The 15718-nt window shown below is 43.8% G+C and carries 18 protein-coding genes and 1 other annotated feature; of the genes, 3 read left to right on the top strand and 15 right to left on the bottom strand.

All coding sequences use genetic code 11. The annotated features are described in order from the left end of the window. The first annotated feature begins 27 nt into the window (after positions 1–27). Complete coding sequence (gene rnhC, locus ACFQ2J_RS07155) at positions 28–957, top strand: ribonuclease HIII (protein WP_386057905.1); 930 nt, start codon at positions 28–30, stop codon at positions 955–957. Positions 958–1185: 228 nt separating this feature from the next. Here rnhC and ACFQ2J_RS07160 read toward each other — a convergent pair whose 3' ends face one another. From ACFQ2J_RS07160 to ACFQ2J_RS07185, 6 genes are all read right to left on the bottom strand, one after another. Further along, on the bottom strand, positions 1186–2448 hold the full coding sequence (locus ACFQ2J_RS07160) for a glutamate-5-semialdehyde dehydrogenase (RefSeq protein WP_386057907.1): 1263 nt from the start codon (positions 2446–2448) through the stop codon (positions 1186–1188). Between the two features lie 17 nt (positions 2449–2465). Next, positions 2466–3596: a glutamate 5-kinase gene (gene proB, locus ACFQ2J_RS07165; RefSeq protein ID WP_386057910.1), complete on the bottom strand. Its 1131-nt coding sequence runs from the start codon at positions 3594–3596 to the stop codon at positions 2466–2468. Between the two features lie 63 nt (positions 3597–3659). Next, entirely contained in the window at positions 3660–4499 is an 840-nt protein-coding gene (gene proC / locus ACFQ2J_RS07170; protein WP_386057913.1) for a pyrroline-5-carboxylate reductase, read from the bottom strand. A 365-nt stretch (positions 4500–4864) separates the two neighbouring features. Continuing rightward, positions 4865–7291, bottom strand: coding sequence for a phenylalanine--tRNA ligase subunit beta (gene pheT, locus ACFQ2J_RS07175; RefSeq protein WP_386057916.1), 2427 nt, complete (start codon positions 7289–7291; stop codon positions 4865–4867). Positions 7292–7303: 12 nt separating this feature from the next. Beyond that, positions 7304–8338 (bottom strand): phenylalanine--tRNA ligase subunit alpha, encoded by a 1035-nt coding sequence (gene pheS, locus ACFQ2J_RS07180; RefSeq protein ID WP_386057919.1) that lies wholly within the window; start codon positions 8336–8338, stop codon positions 7304–7306. A gap of 330 nt (positions 8339–8668) precedes the next feature. Then, entirely contained in the window at positions 8669–9406 is a 738-nt protein-coding gene (locus ACFQ2J_RS07185) for a TrmH family RNA methyltransferase (protein ID WP_386057922.1), read from the bottom strand. Positions 9407–9758: 352 nt separating this feature from the next. Between ACFQ2J_RS07185 and sspI the strand changes: the two genes are divergently transcribed. Beyond that, entirely contained in the window at positions 9759–9974 is a 216-nt protein-coding gene (gene sspI, locus ACFQ2J_RS07190) for a small acid-soluble spore protein SspI (protein ID WP_386057924.1), read from the top strand. A gap of 70 nt (positions 9975–10044) precedes the next feature. Here the strand turns inward: sspI and ACFQ2J_RS07195 are convergent, their stop codons facing one another. The 3 genes from ACFQ2J_RS07195 to ACFQ2J_RS07205 form a co-directional block, all read right to left on the bottom strand. After that, complete coding sequence (locus ACFQ2J_RS07195; RefSeq protein ID WP_386057926.1) at positions 10045–10341, bottom strand: hypothetical protein; 297 nt, start codon at positions 10339–10341, stop codon at positions 10045–10047. Positions 10342–10398: 57 nt separating this feature from the next. Next, complete coding sequence (locus ACFQ2J_RS07200; RefSeq protein WP_386057929.1) at positions 10399–11484, bottom strand: M42 family metallopeptidase; 1086 nt, start codon at positions 11482–11484, stop codon at positions 10399–10401. Positions 11485–11565: 81 nt separating this feature from the next. Beyond that, entirely contained in the window at positions 11566–12048 is a 483-nt protein-coding gene (locus ACFQ2J_RS07205) for a dUTP diphosphatase (RefSeq protein WP_386057932.1), read from the bottom strand. A gap of 117 nt (positions 12049–12165) precedes the next feature. Between ACFQ2J_RS07205 and ACFQ2J_RS07210 the strand changes: the two genes are divergently transcribed. After that, on the top strand, positions 12166–12579 hold the full coding sequence (locus ACFQ2J_RS07210; RefSeq protein ID WP_386057935.1) for a sigma-w pathway protein ysdB: 414 nt from the start codon (positions 12166–12168) through the stop codon (positions 12577–12579). Positions 12580–12848: 269 nt separating this feature from the next. On the opposite strand, the gene ACFQ2J_RS07215 is transcribed toward ACFQ2J_RS07210, so the two are convergent. From ACFQ2J_RS07215 to ACFQ2J_RS07240, 6 genes are all read right to left on the bottom strand, one after another. After that, positions 12849–13421, bottom strand: coding sequence for a TVP38/TMEM64 family protein (locus ACFQ2J_RS07215; protein WP_386057938.1), 573 nt, complete (start codon positions 13419–13421; stop codon positions 12849–12851). Positions 13422–13454: 33 nt separating this feature from the next. Then, positions 13455–13736 carry a DUF1294 domain-containing protein gene (locus tag ACFQ2J_RS07220; protein ID WP_386057940.1) on the bottom strand — a complete coding sequence of 94 codons (282 nt, stop codon included), beginning with the start codon at positions 13734–13736 and terminating at the stop codon, positions 13455–13457. A gap of 60 nt (positions 13737–13796) precedes the next feature. After that, on the bottom strand, positions 13797–14153 hold the full coding sequence (rplT, locus tag ACFQ2J_RS07225; protein ID WP_386057942.1) for a 50S ribosomal protein L20: 357 nt from the start codon (positions 14151–14153) through the stop codon (positions 13797–13799). Between the two features lie 42 nt (positions 14154–14195). Further along, a complete protein-coding gene (rpmI, locus tag ACFQ2J_RS07230) occupies positions 14196–14393 on the bottom strand; it encodes a 50S ribosomal protein L35 (protein WP_386057944.1) in 198 nt (65 codons plus the stop codon). A gap of 35 nt (positions 14394–14428) precedes the next feature. Then, positions 14429–14932, bottom strand: coding sequence for a translation initiation factor IF-3 (infC, locus tag ACFQ2J_RS07235; RefSeq protein WP_386057947.1), 504 nt, complete (start codon positions 14930–14932; stop codon positions 14429–14431). Between the two features lie 69 nt (positions 14933–15001). Continuing rightward, positions 15002–15122 (bottom strand) — a sequence feature (ribosomal protein L20 leader region). Positions 15123–15264: 142 nt separating this feature from the next. Next, positions 15265–15528 carry a CPBP family intramembrane glutamic endopeptidase gene (locus tag ACFQ2J_RS07240; RefSeq protein ID WP_386057950.1) on the bottom strand — a complete coding sequence of 88 codons (264 nt, stop codon included), beginning with the start codon at positions 15526–15528 and terminating at the stop codon, positions 15265–15267. Positions 15529–15718: the final 190 nt, after the last annotated feature.

A 15718-nucleotide genomic window follows, 5' to 3' on the forward strand; every position in this document is an offset into this window, starting at 1 on the left:
GAATTACCGATCAGAAGGGAACGAACTATGCCACAAGTCGTATTGAAACTTTCCAAACAGAAAATCACAGAAATGAAAGAGCATTACAGGAATCAACTGAATCCGAAGACACCTCAATCAGCTGTCTTTGCTGCAAAAACTCCGAATAGCTCCATCACCGCCTATCAATCCGGCAAAGTACTCTTTCAGGGTAAAAATCCTGAAGCTGAGGCGAACAAGTGGGGGACGGCAGAACCAAAAGCTGAGAGCCCTGCTAAACCTAAGAAGAAGCATGCCTATCACCCACCGGAGTCCTTATTCACCTCCTCCCACATCGGATCTGATGAAGCGGGGACAGGAGATTACTTCGGACCGATCACTGTTGCTGCTGCCTATGTGCGAACAGACCAGATACCTTTGCTTAAGGAACTGGGCGTCAAAGATTCCAAACACCTTACGGATGAGAAGATTCTTGCGATTGCGAAAGACCTCGTACATCTGGAAATGCCGTTCAGTCTTTTGCGACTGCCGAACAAGAAATATAATCAGTTGCAACGGAAAGGCTGGAGCCAAGGAAGGATGAAAACTGCACTTCACCATCGTGCAATTGAAAACCTATTGGCAAAGATCGAGCCGGAACAGCCGGAAGGCATTTTGATCGATCAGTTTTCCCAGCCGGACATCTATCAGAAACATTTGGCCACGGATGGGAATAAACTGCAGCAGCATGTCTACTTCATGACGAAAGCGGAGAGTTACTCGATTGCTGTAGCAGCAGGCTCCATCCTTGCTCGTGCCACCTTCGTCAAGGCGATGGACGATATTGCTGAAAAAGTGGGGATGGAGATTCCAAAAGGCGCTTCTGCTAAAGTCGATCGGACAGCGGCTGCAATCATGAAGCGTTATGGTAGAAAGAAACTGGAAGAGATAGCGAAAGTTCATTTTGCAAACACAGAAAAAGCTACCAAATATCTATGAATGAATGAAAAGCTCCACTCTCGGTATGAGAGTGGAGCTTTTGGGGTTCCGTTTCTGGTATGGTTGTGTGCTATGGTTTGACTGTGTGCTCTGATTTGGTTGTGTGCTCTGATTTGGTTGTGGGCGAAATTCTGGATTTGTGAGCGAAACCCTGGATTTATGGGCGATTTCCGCAGATTTGTGAGCGAAAATCGAAATTTACGGGCGAAAATCAGAATTTATGAGCGATCAGCGAATCTGACCGGTTCCACGCATCAAGTATTTCACTGTCGTAAGTGCCGGCAAGCCCATCGGTCCACGCGCATGCAATTTCTGTGTGGAAATTCCGATTTCTGCACCGAATCCTAATGCACCGCCATCCGTAAAGCGTGTGGATGCATTATGATAGATTGCCGCTGCATCAACAAGGTTCAGGAACGTAGTAGCGATAGCATCATTTTCTGTAACGATCGCTTCGGAATGCTTCGTACCGTACTCTTCAATATGATCCACTGCACCTTGGACATCACTGACTGTTTTGATTGCGATATCAAGACTCAAGTATTCATTCTTCCAATCTGCCTCTCCGGCAGGTACTGAGCCAGGAATCATTTCTACAACAGTGTCATCACCATGGACAGTTATGCCATTTTCATTCAAAGCTGCAATCAATGCATCTTTATTTTCATTCAACCAAGCTTCATGGACAATCAGTGTTTCCGCTGCATTACATACAGCTGGACGGTCCGTCTTCGCATTGATCATAATGTTCAGTGCTTTTTCCACGTCTGCATCAACATCAATATAAATGTGGCAGTTACCTACGCCGGTTTCCAATACGGGTACCGTAGCATTATTTACGACGGCCTGGATGAGTTTACCTCCACCACGCGGAATCAATACATCTACATGCTCTTTCATCGTAAACAACTGTTGAGTTGCTTCACGATCAGTACTGTCGATGAACTGTACAGCTTCTTTTTTAATCGCTGTTTTTTCCAGCCCTTGGTGCATGACCTCAACGATCGCGCGGTTGGAATGGATCGCATTGGAACCACCTTTTAGCACAATTGCATTTCCGGATTTCAATGCAAGACCGGTTGCATCCACGGTTACATTCGGTCGTGCTTCATAAATCATTCCGATTACACCGAGCGGAACAGTAACTTTCTGGACATTCAATCCGTTATCCAATGTCCAGTCAGATAGTGCATGCCCTGTCGGATCTTCCAATTCTGCTACTTCTCGAAGTCCTTTCGCAAAATCGAATACGCGCTCCTTCGTCAAAGCCAGACGATCCATGAACGCATCCTCAAAGCCTTTTTCCCGACCATTTTGCAAATCGGCTTCGTTCGCTTTCAAAATCGTTTCGAAATTTGCTTCGATAGTATCTGCAAGCGTGATCAGTGCCTGATTCTTTTCTTCCGTAGTTAGGGTAAGCAGCGCTTTCGCTGCTTTCTTCGCTTCAATCGCTTGTGCTTCCACATTTACTTTTTCTAGAGTTACAGTCATCCAATACCTCCTGTTTTTTATAGTCCTACCGGAACTTTAATATCTAAATGACAAACGAGATCGCCGCTTTCTACTGCGACTTTTTTCAGATCCAGCTGTTCATTGTTCGTTTGATTTACGACATCCTGCAACTTTTCAGAAGAGTAATTGACAACGCCTAGTCCGATCTCTTCACCGTGTAAATCTTTGATTCGGACGACAGCCCCCTTACTGAACCTTCCATCAACATGATGGATATCGGATAGATGCAGGCTCTTCTTTTTCTCTACAATGGAGACTTCTGCCTGTCGATGAATCGTAACTTCGCCCTGCGGTCCCGAGTTGAAAGCGATCCATTGTTTTTTCTGATTCAGATTGTCGTTATCTGGTTTCGGTGAAAAATACGTACCCGTCGCATCTCCATAAACGGCATCGTACACGATGTTTTCCGTCGCCGCTTTGCCCAAAAAGGCATCGATTCCGGAAGCCATGGTGATTTTGAATGCATCGATTTTAGATTTCATACCACCAGTGCCAACCGCGCTTCCTGGGTCGCCGGCAGCTGCTTCGATATCTTCTGTTATCTCATCCACTGTTTCCAGTAATTGTGCATCCGGGTTTTTTCTTGGGTCTGAATCATACAACCCGTCGATATCGGAAAGGATGATCAGTTGATCCGCATCGACAAGCCCCGCGACTTTTGCAGACAACGTATCGTTATCACCGAATTTCAAGCGGTCAATAGTAATCGTGTCATTTTCGTTTATAATCGGGATGATTCCTCGTTCAAGCAATACGTTAATGGTATTTCTTGCGTTGTTGTATCGATTTTCATCAGAAAAATCGTTTCGTGTAATCAAAATTTGGGAACCGATATATCCATGAGATAAAAATAGGTCAGAATAAGATTCAATCAGTAGTCCTTGACCGATAGAAGCTGCCGCCTGCTTTTCAGGAAGTTCATTCGGACGCGTCCAGCAGCCGAGCTTACGATATCCTGCCGCTACAGCTCCTGAGGATACAAGTAATACTTCATGTCCGTCATCCTTCAGACGTACGACTTCATCAACGATCTTCTCCAATTTTCTGCGACTGATTTCTCCTTGCATGCTCGTTAATGAACTGCTTCCTATTTTTATGACAATACGCTTTGCTTTGTTTGTTGACACCTTATCACTCCTGATTTAAATAGTTGCTGTAATGGTTGCCTCGTTAATTGCTCTTACTGGTGATTATTGAAGTACTGGCTGTTTTTCAAGTTGTTTACTCATTTCACGGGAGCGTTTTGCTGCGCCTTTGACCGCTTCTGAAATCGCTTTACCGCCACCATGATCACTTAGCGCATCAAGGCCCGCGGCTGTAGTACCGTGCGGAGAAGTAACATTCTCACGCAGCTGAGCAGGGCTTTCTTCTTGCTCCATCATCATTTTTGCTGCTCCTAGAATCGTCTGGGCACCGATTTCCTTCGCTGTTTCTTTGTCCAACCCTGCTTCTACTCCTGTTTTTTCGATGTGTTCCATCAGATAGTAGAAATAAGCCGGTCCGCTGCCTGCGATTCCTGTAAATACGTCCATCTTATCTTCTTCGATTACATAAACCTGACCGATACTTTCGAGCAATGTCTTCGCATCGAGAATGTTATCCATCGCCGCGTGTTTTCCTGGGCAAATAGCGGTTGCAGATTCACGCATCATGCTTGAAGTGTTAGGCATTGCACGAATCACCTGCTGGCCATCGTTTAATCCTTCTTCCATATAGGAAGTCGAAATGCCAGCCAATACTGAAATCAACACTTGATCTGCATGAATGTTTTCCTTAATAGAGGAAAGGACACCATCGATGTCTTTCGGCTTCATCGCCAGAATGAACACATCAATTTCTTCATAATTCAATTGATCTTTTTGCGCAGTTCTTACACCGTACTTTTCATTTATTTGCTGAAGTCTTGCTTCATTGCTTCTATTCGTTACAGTGATTTGTTCAGCAGCTACGTTCCCAGATTCGACCATACCGGAAATCATCGCTTCTGCCATCGATCCTGCTCCTAAAAATGCTACACGTTTATTGAACATGGAATCATCTCCTTTGTTTGTGAACTCAACTGTCATTTTCAATGTTTTTCATACTAACATTCCGAATGATTAATTCAAGGGGTTTTCAGGAAGTCATGTGTATACGTGCGAATTACCCTATGTAAACGATTACATTGACATTTATTTGCGTGACATGCTGACTGACGGTGGTCAAATGCCATCTCACGCGAGTATATGAAGATTTCATTTGCGTAAATTTTGCCATTTTTCACTTTTATAACATTCTGAATATTCCTTATAATTGTAGTTATGACAAGGGTTTTAGGGATTATCAATCATACTATTTATCATGCTGCATCTAACAAAAAAAAGAGCAGATCCAGTTCGGATCTGCTCACCTAAAATCAACCTCTTAATTCTGCTTCATGTTCCTTTTGTACTGCTTCAAGAATCGCTTCGTGCGTCTGCTCGACTTCTTCATCCTTCAATGTCCGTTCAGGATCCAGATAAAGCAGGTTGAAGGCAATCGATTTTTTGCCTGGTGTCATGTGCTCGCCTTGATAAACATCAAATACCTGCACTTCTTTAACAAGTGGTGCGCCTGTGCGGCGAATGGTAGAAGCAATGTCTCCCGCTTTCTTATCCTCGTCGACGACCAATGCGATATCTCTGCTGACAGATGGATATCTAGGGATGACCTCGAAGGTTTCTTCGATTTCATAAGCTTCCATCAATGCCTCCAGGTTCAAATCGAACACGAACGTATCCTTCAAGTCCATTTCGTTTTGCAACTTCGGATGCACCTGCCCGACAAAACCGATCACGTTTTCATTGTGATAAACTTCTGCAGTTCTGCCTGGGTGTAGATCATCAAGCTTTGCTTGCTTATAAGTGAATGTGACGTTCAACTGCTGAGCGATTCCTTCAACGATTCCTTTAGCAATAAAGAAGTCCGCCGCTTTCTTTTCCTGCTGCCAAGGGTGGACATGCCAATCACCTGTAATCGCTCCTGACAAACGTAATTGTTCGTACGGCTGTTTTGTAACACTTTCCTCTTCACTGATGAACACAGAGCCAGCTTCATAATAACCAATGTCCGTCTGCTTCCTTGCCAGGTTGTAGGAAAGAGACTTCAACAATTCAGGTAGTATGCTCAAACGCAAGTGACTATGTTCTTCACTCATCGGCATTGCAAGCTTCACTGCACTTGCCGCATGCGCTTTTACCTCAGGGCTTACTAGTCGATACGCGTCCTTTTCTGTAGTCAGGGAATACGTAATCGTTTCATTTAGACCTGCGCCTTGAAGGTACGCTTTCAGCCTACGTTTCAACTGTTGTTGCAACGTAAGTCCTCCAGCTTGGGAAGCACCTTCCGGCAATGTGAATGGAAGATTGTCGTAACCGAAGATACGAGCTACCTCTTCCAGCATGTCTTCAAATAAGCTGACATCCCCACGTCTCGTTGGAACTGTAATGGTGAATCCGCCTTCCACCTGTTCGTAATCGAATTGCAGGCGACGAAGGATATTTGCAATTTCATCGTCCGAAATCTCTGTACCGAGACGATCATTGATACGTGCCGTTTCGATCTCTACTTTATTAGGAGTGCGGTCAAGCTTATCGAATTCAACGATGCCATTCAGTACTTTTCCACCTGCATATTTCTCGAGTAATTCACAAGCTTTCTTACCTGCACGAGCCACTCGGTTCGGGTCGACCCCTTTTTCAAAACGAACACTGGATTCACTGCGAAGACCGTGGTCTTTCGAAGCAGTTCTAACTGCAGCAGGTGCAAAATACGCAGCCTCGAGAAGGATGGTGGATGTGCCGTCATGGACTTCCGAATTCGCTCCACCCATCACACCTGCGATCGCAACTGGCTTTTCACCGTCGGTAATGACGAGGTGTTCTGCAGATAACGTGCGCTCCTGATCATCCAAGGTGGTAATCGTTTCTTTATCGTGCGCTCTTCGTACAACGACCTGGTCGGAACCGAATCGATCGAAATCGAACGCATGAAGCGGCTGTCCGTATTCAAGCAGGACGTAATTGGTAATGTCGACAACATTGTTGATCGGACGGATTCCCGAAGCAATCAGACGGTTCCGCATCCATAGCGGAGAAGGTCCTACTTCAACATCCTTGATGATGAACGCTCCATAGTATGGATTCAATTCCTCATCCTCCACATTGACAGACACAAGATCTGCTGCAGCTTCACTCGCTTCACTGTAGGATTCCTCTGCTGGTGTATAAGGCTGATCCAAAATCGCCGCAACTTCATAAGCGACGCCCATCATGCTTAAGCAATCGGAGCGGTTCGGAGTCAGACCAAGTTCGATGATGATATCATCTAGATTCAGCAATTCAATTGCATTCTGGCCAGCTTCAACGTCTTCCGTGAAGTAGTAGATGCCGTCTTCGAATGCTTCTGGTACATTCTTTTCCTCTACTCCAAGCTCCTGAAGGGAACAAATCATTCCGTTCGATTCCACACCACGCAATTTTGCCTTTTTGATTTTGAAGTTACCAGGAAGGACTGCGCCAGGCTTTGCTACTGGCACATAAAGTCCCTCAGCGATATTCGGTGCACCGCAAACAATCTGCAGTGTTTCACTTCCAACATCGACCTGACAGACATTCAACTTATCTGCATCCGGGTGCTGTTCACAGGAAGTTACGTAACCGACTACAATATCGTTCATTTTTTCAGCTACGGGTTCGACGCTTTCAACTTCGATTCCCGTCTTCGTTATAAGATCCGCAAGCTCTTGCGGTGTATGTCCTTTGATATCCACATAGTTTTTCAACCAATTCAATGATACTAACATGGTAGTTCCCCCTTACGCTTTATGATACTGCTTCAAGAATCGAATATCGTTCGTATAGAAATGACGGATATCATCCACTCCGTATTTCAGCATGGCGATCCGTTCAGGTCCCATTCCGAAAGCAAACCCTGAATATTCCTCCGGGTCATATCCAGCCATTTCGAGGACGTTCGGATGAACCATTCCTGCACCGAGGATTTCAATCCATCCTGTTCCTTTACAGATGGAACAGCCTTCTCCATTACAAACCTTACAAGAGATATCCATTTCCACAGACGGTTCAGTAAATGGGAAGAAACTTGGACGCAGGCGTATTTCACGTTCATCTCCGAACATTTGCTTGGCGAATTTATCCAGCATCCCTTTCAAATCACTCATTCGAACATGTTTATCGACAAGAAGCCCTTCTACCTGGGTGAACTGGTGGGAATGCGTCGCATCATCTGTGTCTCGACGATACACTTTACCTGGGCAGATCATTTTAACAGGTTCTTTACCATCCTTTTTGCCCATCGTACGTGCCTGGACAGGAGAAGTATGGGTGCGAAGCAGCAACTCTTCAGTGATATAGAAAGAATCCTGCATGTCTCGCGCTGGGTGCCCTTTCGGGAGGTTCAATGCTTCAAAGTTGTAGTAATCTGTTTCCACTTCAGGACCTTCTTTGATTTCAAAGCCCATCCCGATGAAAAGATCTTCGATTTCTTCAACGATGCTTGTCAATAAGTGTGGGCCGCCGACTTTAACGGGGCGGCCCGGGAGAGTGACGTCGATCGTTTCTTCTTCCAGTTGTTTTTCCAAAGCGACTTCTTCGAGTTTTTCCTGCTTTTCCTGGATTGCATTTGCAATGTCTTCCCGAATGTCATTTGCAAGCTGACCGATGACCGGACGCTCTTCTTTCGATAATTTGCCCATTCCTCTAAGTACTTCTGTGATTGGTCCTTTTTTCCCTAAATAAGCTACGCGCACGTCTTGCAGCGCTTTGACATCTTCTGCAGCTTCCACTTGGTTCAATGCTTCTGTCTGCAGCTCTTTCAAACGTTCTTTCATCAAAGGTTCCTCCTTGTTTGTGAAAAATAAAAAAAGCCTCCTCCCTGGAAAGGGACGAGACTTGGATAATCGTTTCGCGGTACCACCCTTGTTGACACACACCTACGTGTTGTGTCCACTTTGAGAATGATAACGGATCTTGATGGATCCGGACTCCTGGTAAGGCGTCAGCTCCAGAGTGAAAGTTCAATGAATTACCACGATGACGGGCTTCCAATCTAAGGCACCGTCTCCCTGTATCGATGTTGTAATCATCTACTGGTCTCTTTCTGCGCTTTTCACTTATAACTATTTACTAATTATATAAAAAAACAGCTGGAGAGTGCAAGCTTAATCGATGAAATGATACATTAATATCCCTGCCGCGACAGCGACATTGAGTGATTCTGCTTTACCCCTTATCGGAATATACACTCGTTCATCTGCAATTTCCAATAATTCAGGTGAAATTCCTGCACCTTCATTACCTACAATGAGCGCGGTCTTTTGGGGATCGCTACTTGAGTTATAAGGCTGAGCCCCTTCAAGAGCTGAAGCTACGACCTGCACACCATCCGCTTTCAACCGCTCCGTCCATTCTGTCAGGCTCCCCTGTAAAATGGGAATATGGAAGATGGATCCTTGTGTCGCCCTGATGACTTTATCATTATAAGGGTCGACCGTACCATTACCAAGTATGACTGCATCATATCCAGCAGCATCAGCAGTCCGGATCAATGTTCCTAAATTACCAGGGTCCTGGACGGCATCCACCATCAGCACTCTTCCGAAATCAATCTCAGGTTCTTGCCGAAGTGCAATGACAGCCGCGATGCCTTGTGGTGTTTCTGTATCTGCAATCGCGGAAAAGACTTGATTGGAAACTTCCGTTACCGTAGTATCTGCAAGCCAATCAGGAGCTTCAACATCTTCACGCAAAATGACTTCGCGCACTTCCCAACCACCATTGTATGCTTCTTCAACAAGATGGAAGCCTTCCACGAGGAAGCTTCCTGTCTGCTTTCTACCTTTTCTCTTTTTAAGTTTGTTCCATTCTTTCACACGTGTGTTTTGAATCGAAGTAATCATCGTTTTTTTACCTCATTTATCTAAATTGTATTTCGTTGATAGCATACTCAGGAGTAAAATAGGTTAGGAATTCACTCGCTTTCCGCGGGCGAACGGTCAAGCCTCCTCGCTTCGCTGCGGGGTCTCTCCCGCCCGTTTTTCCGCAGGAGTCTCATGAATTCCTTACCTATTTTAACCAATAGCTGCTATCGTTTAAAACTATCTAATGGTTAACTTCAGTTAATATTCATACTTCCCCTATAACCATCATCAAAATATTGAATAACTGAGCCTTTTTCTTAACCCATCATACATATTTATAATTCCTGAGGTCAAACTATAAGAAGAAAAAAATCATTAAGGAGTGACAACGATGAACTTGAATTTGCGTCAGGCGATTCTTTCTAATGTAAGTGGAAACAACATGGATCAACTAGAAGCAACAATTGTGGATGCAATTGAAAAAGGGGAAGAAAAAATGCTTCCAGGTCTAGGTGTGTTGTTCGAACTTATCTGGAAAGAGTCAAATGAAAGTGATAAACAGGAAATGTTGGAAGCTTTGGAACAGGCTGTTCAGCAACAAGGCTAATAAATGGTTAACACCAACGCTCAGAGTGATGGAGATTCACGCTCAGAGCGTTTTTTATGTGGGCTTTTCCCTAAAGGATCAAATAGAAGAATAATGTAATTATCGTAAAAAGGAAAGCACTAATCAAAGGTGTTTTATCAGTGGTCTCTTCCTTTACCTTTGGAGCATCATGGTCGTACATAAGTGTCTGTGTATCCACATTACTGCTTGAGCTGAAAGAAAACGTAAAAAAGAGTAAAATGACTCCAGCGATTGCTCCGGACAGGATTGCCATTTCTACAAATGAAGCTTGGAATCCAACAGAGGCACCCAAACTTATTACTCCTAAAATGCCAACAGTACTGAGTCCTTTCAACACCTTTATCAACTTGCTCACTCCTTAAATGAAAAAGTCGAGCATGAAAGACATGCTCGACTGGATGGATTAGCTGAATGTTACTTCTTTTACTGTATCTGCGTCTAGCTTCTTAATGACTTCTACGATCAGTTTAACCGCATTTTCATAGTCATCACGATGAAGCATTGCAGCATGAGAGTGGATATAACGCGTTGCAATCGTGATTGACAGAGCCGGAACACCGTTAGCAGTCAGATGGATGGCACCTGAGTCCGTTCCACCACCAGCAATCGCATCGAATTGGTAAGGGATTTCTTTTTCATCTGCAGTATCTGTAACAAGATCACGAAGACCTTTGTGGGATACCATAGATGCATCATACAAGATGATTTGTGGGCCTTCACCCATTTTACTCTGTGCATCGCGCTCGGATACTCCTGGAGTATCTCCGGCAATACCCACGTCAACACCGAAAGCAATATCCGGTTTGATCGTATGAGCGGATGTACGCGCTCCACGAAGTCCAACTTCTTCCTGTACAGTACCAACACCGTACACGACGTTCGGGTGCTTTTCTCCTTTTAGCTTTTTAAGCACGTCAATAGCGATGGCACAGCCGATACGGTTATCCCATGCTTTTGCCAATAGCATTTTTTCGTTTTTCATTTGCGTGAACTCAAAGTAAGGAGTGATGGAATCACCCGGGCGTACACCGAACTCTTTCGCTTCTTCTTTACTGGAAGCTCCGATATCGATGAACATATCTTTGATTTCCACTGGTTTCTTACGTGCTTCCGGTGGCAGGATGTGTGGAGGCTTGGATCCAATCACTCCAGTTACGTCGCCAGAACGTGTAGAAATCGTTACACGTTGCGCAAGCATAACCTGGCTCCACCAGCCGCCTACAGTCTGGAAATAGACGAAACCTTTGTCATCAATTCGCGTTACCATGAAGCCTACTTCATCCAAGTGACCAGCTACCATGACTTTCGGTCCGTTTTCGTCTCCGGACTTTTTGGCGATCAAACTGCCAAGGTTATCCGTATATACTTCATCCGCATAAGGAGTGATGTATTTGTTCATCACGTCACGAGCTTCTTTTTCATTTCCTGGAATGCCTTTCGCATCTGTAAGATCCTTGAGCATCGTCAATGTTTCATCTAATTTAGCCATATGTATCTTGTCCTCCTTCAAAATTTCTCACTTCTTCATTATAGCGTTTTTGTTCGGAATTAACAAAATATTAGGTCTTTATTAATAATCATTCTGCTGCCGTTCGTAATTCACTTTGTTCTTCGCGTCATATGCATCCACTATATCTTCTTCACTAAAACCAAGCAGTTCTCCAAGGTACAGATAGTCCTGGAACAATTGTTGATATGTTTCTTGATCCTGTTTGTTTTTCAGTGTGACGATCCCTTCATATACTTGATGGAAAGCATCCGTCAAATCCTCAGGTCCGCTCAAGGCTGTTGAATCATAACGATGACCTAGCTCCAGACCTAGGGACATCAAGAAATGGATACCATCCACATATTCCTCCAATATGACAGCTCTCTCACTTGCTGGTTTCTTACTCCAGAATTTAAACGTGCGGGTTTCATTTGCGAGTTCGCCTACTTCTACCATCAACGCGAGCGTCTTTTTGTTGAACAAATCGTCCTTTTCCACCTGTTGATTTGTTTCGATATACCGATCTAGCTCGTACTGCATCTGAAATAAACGTGTCCAATCCATAGTTGATGCTCCTAACTCATAATAAATTTCTATAAATAATGTATCATTAATTGAAACCTTTGTGGGGTATCGTACGTAAAAGAGAGTAATGAAACCGTATGCAGGAGGAGAATGACCATGATCGTCATCTTATTCAGGCTCTTGATCCTGATCGCAATTGCCTTCTTGATCTATACTGCTTATAAATATATCATCAATCCTCGGAGAAAACTGGACTTGGCTAGAGAGCAGAAAAGCTTTTATTTTCATGATGATCCATCCAATACAAAACAGAACTTTCTGATGACATATAAAGGCATTCTTTTTGAAGGTGAAAAATACTTAGGCACGACTGAAAATGCGTTCGAGGTAGTAAATATCAATGTGTCCACTCCTGATCCCCAAGGATTGAAGGGACTTGAGCGGAACGATATCTATTTTCTTGAAAAAGAAATCCTGATCCATTACCCTCATGCCAAAATCAATTGGAAGTACCCGTTAAATCGTTTGTTCATCAAATCTGTTGATAATGAAAACAAACAACCCGAGTGAACGAAATCATCGTTCACTCGGGTTTTCTTTTTTAATCAGATGGACTATTACCTTTAGTAGATCAGGTGCGTCTGAAAAACGACTCGCTTTCCTGCAGGGATGACGGCAATCCACCTGAGTTCGGGAAGGGGGAGACTCTCGTGGGAGAAGGAGCTAGGCGAGACCCCGGAAGGCGCAGCCTGAGGAGGCTTGCGAGTTCCCCCACAAGAAAGCGAGCCCTTCCCGAACGTAGGCACGTAAGTTTTTCCAATATCTCGAAACCTAACTTTTCACCTCGCAGGTTGAAAAAATTCGTTCCAAGTAAGTGTGTATTGCTTCTTTCTAAGCATAAATGTCAGTAAGCCCAATAGAAGGAGGAATACAACCATAAGCGGTAGCGATATTTTTGAAAGCCATTGGCCGACAGTCGTATAGACGAACGCTAACGGTAAATTTGAAATGAAAGAAGCCTTTACATAGTCTTTGAAATCTACACAGATTTCTATCAGGCACAGGGATAATAAATGAAAATGGATGAATGGCACCAGTCTCAATACTGCCACTTGTTTGACAGTCAATGAGGACTTTTGTTTGATCACTCTCTCTTTCAATCGGTACAACCGTTTCAGCACCCCAGGCACCATTTTTATGACCCGGTAGAAAATCGTACTCGATAAGGTAATTCCGATGACAGAATAAACCGTCCCTGCAAAAGCCCCGAATAATACGCCTCCGGATATGCAGATGAAGACGACAGGCAGGAATAAAAGCGGTCGCAATAAATGAAGTCCTATGAACAGAATCGGTGCAAACCAGCCACTCAATTCCATCCAACCCATGAAGCTGACGGCGAGCTGTTCCATACAACCCCCTCCCTGTCTAATTCTATGACAAAATCAGCCCAAATATAACTTTTGGACAACGTATCCGACAAGAAGAACATGGATAAGCAGCAGAACCGGCATCCCTATTTTGAAGCTTGAATGTTTTGTCTTATGCCGAAAAACTTTCATCCCCATTACTCCGCCTAAAGCGCCGCCTAATAATGCCAGCAACCATAGTCGTTTTTCTGGAACCCTCCATTGATCACGCCTGGACTTACGTTTATCCAAGCCCATGAGAATAAAAAGGAGAAGATTCACTACTAGATAATAGCCAATCAACATCTGGATGGTCATTTCAGTCACCCCTCAATATGTAAAAAGACCATTTCCAGACAGGAAATGGTCTTCAATCGCTTATTTCAAAGCTGATTTTGCTTTTTCTGCTAGGCTTGAGAAGCCTTGAGCATCGTTGATTGCTAGTTCAGCAAGCATTTTACGGTTTACTTCAATACCTGCAAGCTTAAGACCGTGCATTAGACGGCTGTAAGAGATATCGTTCGTACGAGCTGCTGCATTGATACGAGCGATCCATAGCTTACGGAAGTCGCGCTTACGTTGGCGACGGTCGCGGTAAGCGTACTGACCTGATTTCATTACTTGTTGTTTTGCAGTCTTGAATAGAGCATGTTTTGAACCATAATAACCTTTTGCTAGTTTAAGGACACGTTTACGACGTTGGCGTGTCACTGTTCCACCTTTTACACGTGGCATAAGAATTCCCTCCTATATTCAATGAATCTTCGTTGTTGTCAATTATTTTTTCGGTAGCATTTGAGCGATACGCTTCAAATCGCCTTTGGATACAAGCGTCGCTTTACGAAGCTTACGCTTAGCTTTCGTAGATTTGTTTGCGAACAAGTGGCTAGTGAACGCGTGGGAACGTTTCACCTTTCCAGAACCTGTCTTTTTAAAACGCTTTTGAGAACCTTTGTGGGTTTTCATTTTTGGCATGGGTAGTTCCTCCTTCTGCTTAATACAATGTCTGCTTATTTTTCAGCTAATGGAGCCATCATAAGAAACATGCTGCGGCCTTCCATTTTTGGCTTCGTTTCCACTGTTGCAATGTCCTTGCACTCTTCCGCCATACGCTCAAGAACTTTTCTACCAAGATCCTTGTGCGTAATTGCACGACCGCGGAAACGGACAGAAGCTTTCACTTTATCGCCTTTTTCGAGGAATTTACGAGCGTTACGCAGCTTCGTGTTGAAGTCGTGCTCTTCAATTCCAGGGCTCAAGCGTACTTCCTTGACTTTGATCGTCGTCTGCTTTTTACGAGCTTCTTTATCTTTCTTCTGCTGCTCGAAACGGTATTTACCGTAGTCCATGATACGACAGACCGGTGGTTTGGCATTCGGTGCCACCAAGACTAGATCAAGATTAGCGTTTGCAGCAATATCAAGCGCTTCCTGACGTGTTTTCACGCCCAGCTGATCTCCATTGCTATCAATGAGTCGCACTTCACGTGCTCTGATTTTCTCATTAACGTTCATATTATCTTTGCTAATAACCAGTCACCTCCGTAGTGATTTAGAAACGATCCTTCATCGACAAGGTTTTATCCATTAAAAAAAGCGTCGGTACACATACTGCACCCACACTTATCCATTCAAAAGGATTACGTGACCTGCCAACTGCATATTGCGTCGATCAGGTGAGAAGCGGGTGCTTCTACTTGTCTCAGATCCGTTCATTAAGTTTACCTTAACTATAGTAGCATGCGCGACGATCTCTGTCAACCAACGAAAAAGCATTCATTGCCGACTACAAAATGATAATACATTTCTTAGGCTATTTCAATAATAATTTATAGTGGACAAGATGATCACATTGAAAAACTTGAAATTAAATTCCACAGCATATGTAATAGGATTGCAGCTGAAAGCGATCGCTTCAAGTGATAGATGAATCCGAATGCAATCCCCATCGTCATACCGAAGAGCTCGTAATCACCGTGCATCCATCCGAAAAGGACCGAAGTAATCAGAATGGCCACTATACTTCCAACTTTGTTAGTCAACCAATGCTGAACCATTCCCCGGAATATCACTTCTTCATAAATGGCTACTAAAACAATTACACTAAACAAAAATATGTAAGACTCGTGACGGTCACTGTAATTATACAAATATAAAAATCGTTGGTCGACCAAGATTTCATATCTAAATATAATTTCCCTGCTTATATATAGAAACACCAGAAGCATCAATATCCATATGTAAGTAGTGTAATCTTTTAAAACAGATGGTACTAAAACTGAAAAAATGTGAGTTCGTATT

Origin of the sequence: Thalassobacillus hwangdonensis (genome assembly GCF_042675915.1) — a bacterium.
Lineage (GTDB): Bacteria > Bacillota > Bacilli > Bacillales > Halobacillaceae > Thalassobacillus_A > Thalassobacillus_A hwangdonensis.

Bases quoted from the DNA above. Each gene is read 5' to 3' on its own strand.
- rnhC (WP_386057905.1), top strand. From the start codon at position 28: ATGCCACAAGTCGTATTGAAACTTTCCAAACAGAAAATCACAGAAATG.
- ACFQ2J_RS07160 (WP_386057907.1), bottom strand. From the start codon at position 2,448: ATGACTGTAACTCTAGAAAAAGTAAATGTGGAAGCACAAGCGATTGAA.
- proC (WP_386057913.1), bottom strand. From the start codon at position 4,499: ATGTTCAATAAACGTGTAGCATTTTTAGGAGCAGGATCGATGGCAGAA.
- pheT (WP_386057916.1), bottom strand. From the start codon at position 7,291: ATGTTAGTATCATTGAATTGGTTGAAAAACTATGTGGATATCAAAGGA.
- pheS (WP_386057919.1), bottom strand. From the start codon at position 8,338: ATGAAAGAACGTTTGAAAGAGCTGCAGACAGAAGCATTGAACCAAGTG.
- ACFQ2J_RS07185 (WP_386057922.1), bottom strand. From the start codon at position 9,406: ATGATTACTTCGATTCAAAACACACGTGTGAAAGAATGGAACAAACTT.
- sspI (WP_386057924.1), top strand. From the start codon at position 9,759: ATGAACTTGAATTTGCGTCAGGCGATTCTTTCTAATGTAAGTGGAAAC.
- ACFQ2J_RS07200 (WP_386057929.1), bottom strand. From the start codon at position 11,484: ATGGCTAAATTAGATGAAACATTGACGATGCTCAAGGATCTTACAGAT.
- ACFQ2J_RS07205 (WP_386057932.1), bottom strand. From the start codon at position 12,048: ATGGATTGGACACGTTTATTTCAGATGCAGTACGAGCTAGATCGGTAT.
- ACFQ2J_RS07210 (WP_386057935.1), top strand. From the start codon at position 12,166: ATGATCGTCATCTTATTCAGGCTCTTGATCCTGATCGCAATTGCCTTC.
- ACFQ2J_RS07215 (WP_386057938.1), bottom strand. From the start codon at position 13,421: ATGGAACAGCTCGCCGTCAGCTTCATGGGTTGGATGGAATTGAGTGGC.
- ACFQ2J_RS07220 (WP_386057940.1), bottom strand. From the start codon at position 13,736: ATGACCATCCAGATGTTGATTGGCTATTATCTAGTAGTGAATCTTCTC.
- rplT (WP_386057942.1), bottom strand. From the start codon at position 14,153: ATGCCACGTGTAAAAGGTGGAACAGTGACACGCCAACGTCGTAAACGT.
- rpmI (WP_386057944.1), bottom strand. From the start codon at position 14,393: ATGCCAAAAATGAAAACCCACAAAGGTTCTCAAAAGCGTTTTAAAAAG.
- infC (WP_386057947.1), bottom strand. From the start codon at position 14,932: ATGAACGTTAATGAGAAAATCAGAGCACGTGAAGTGCGACTCATTGAT.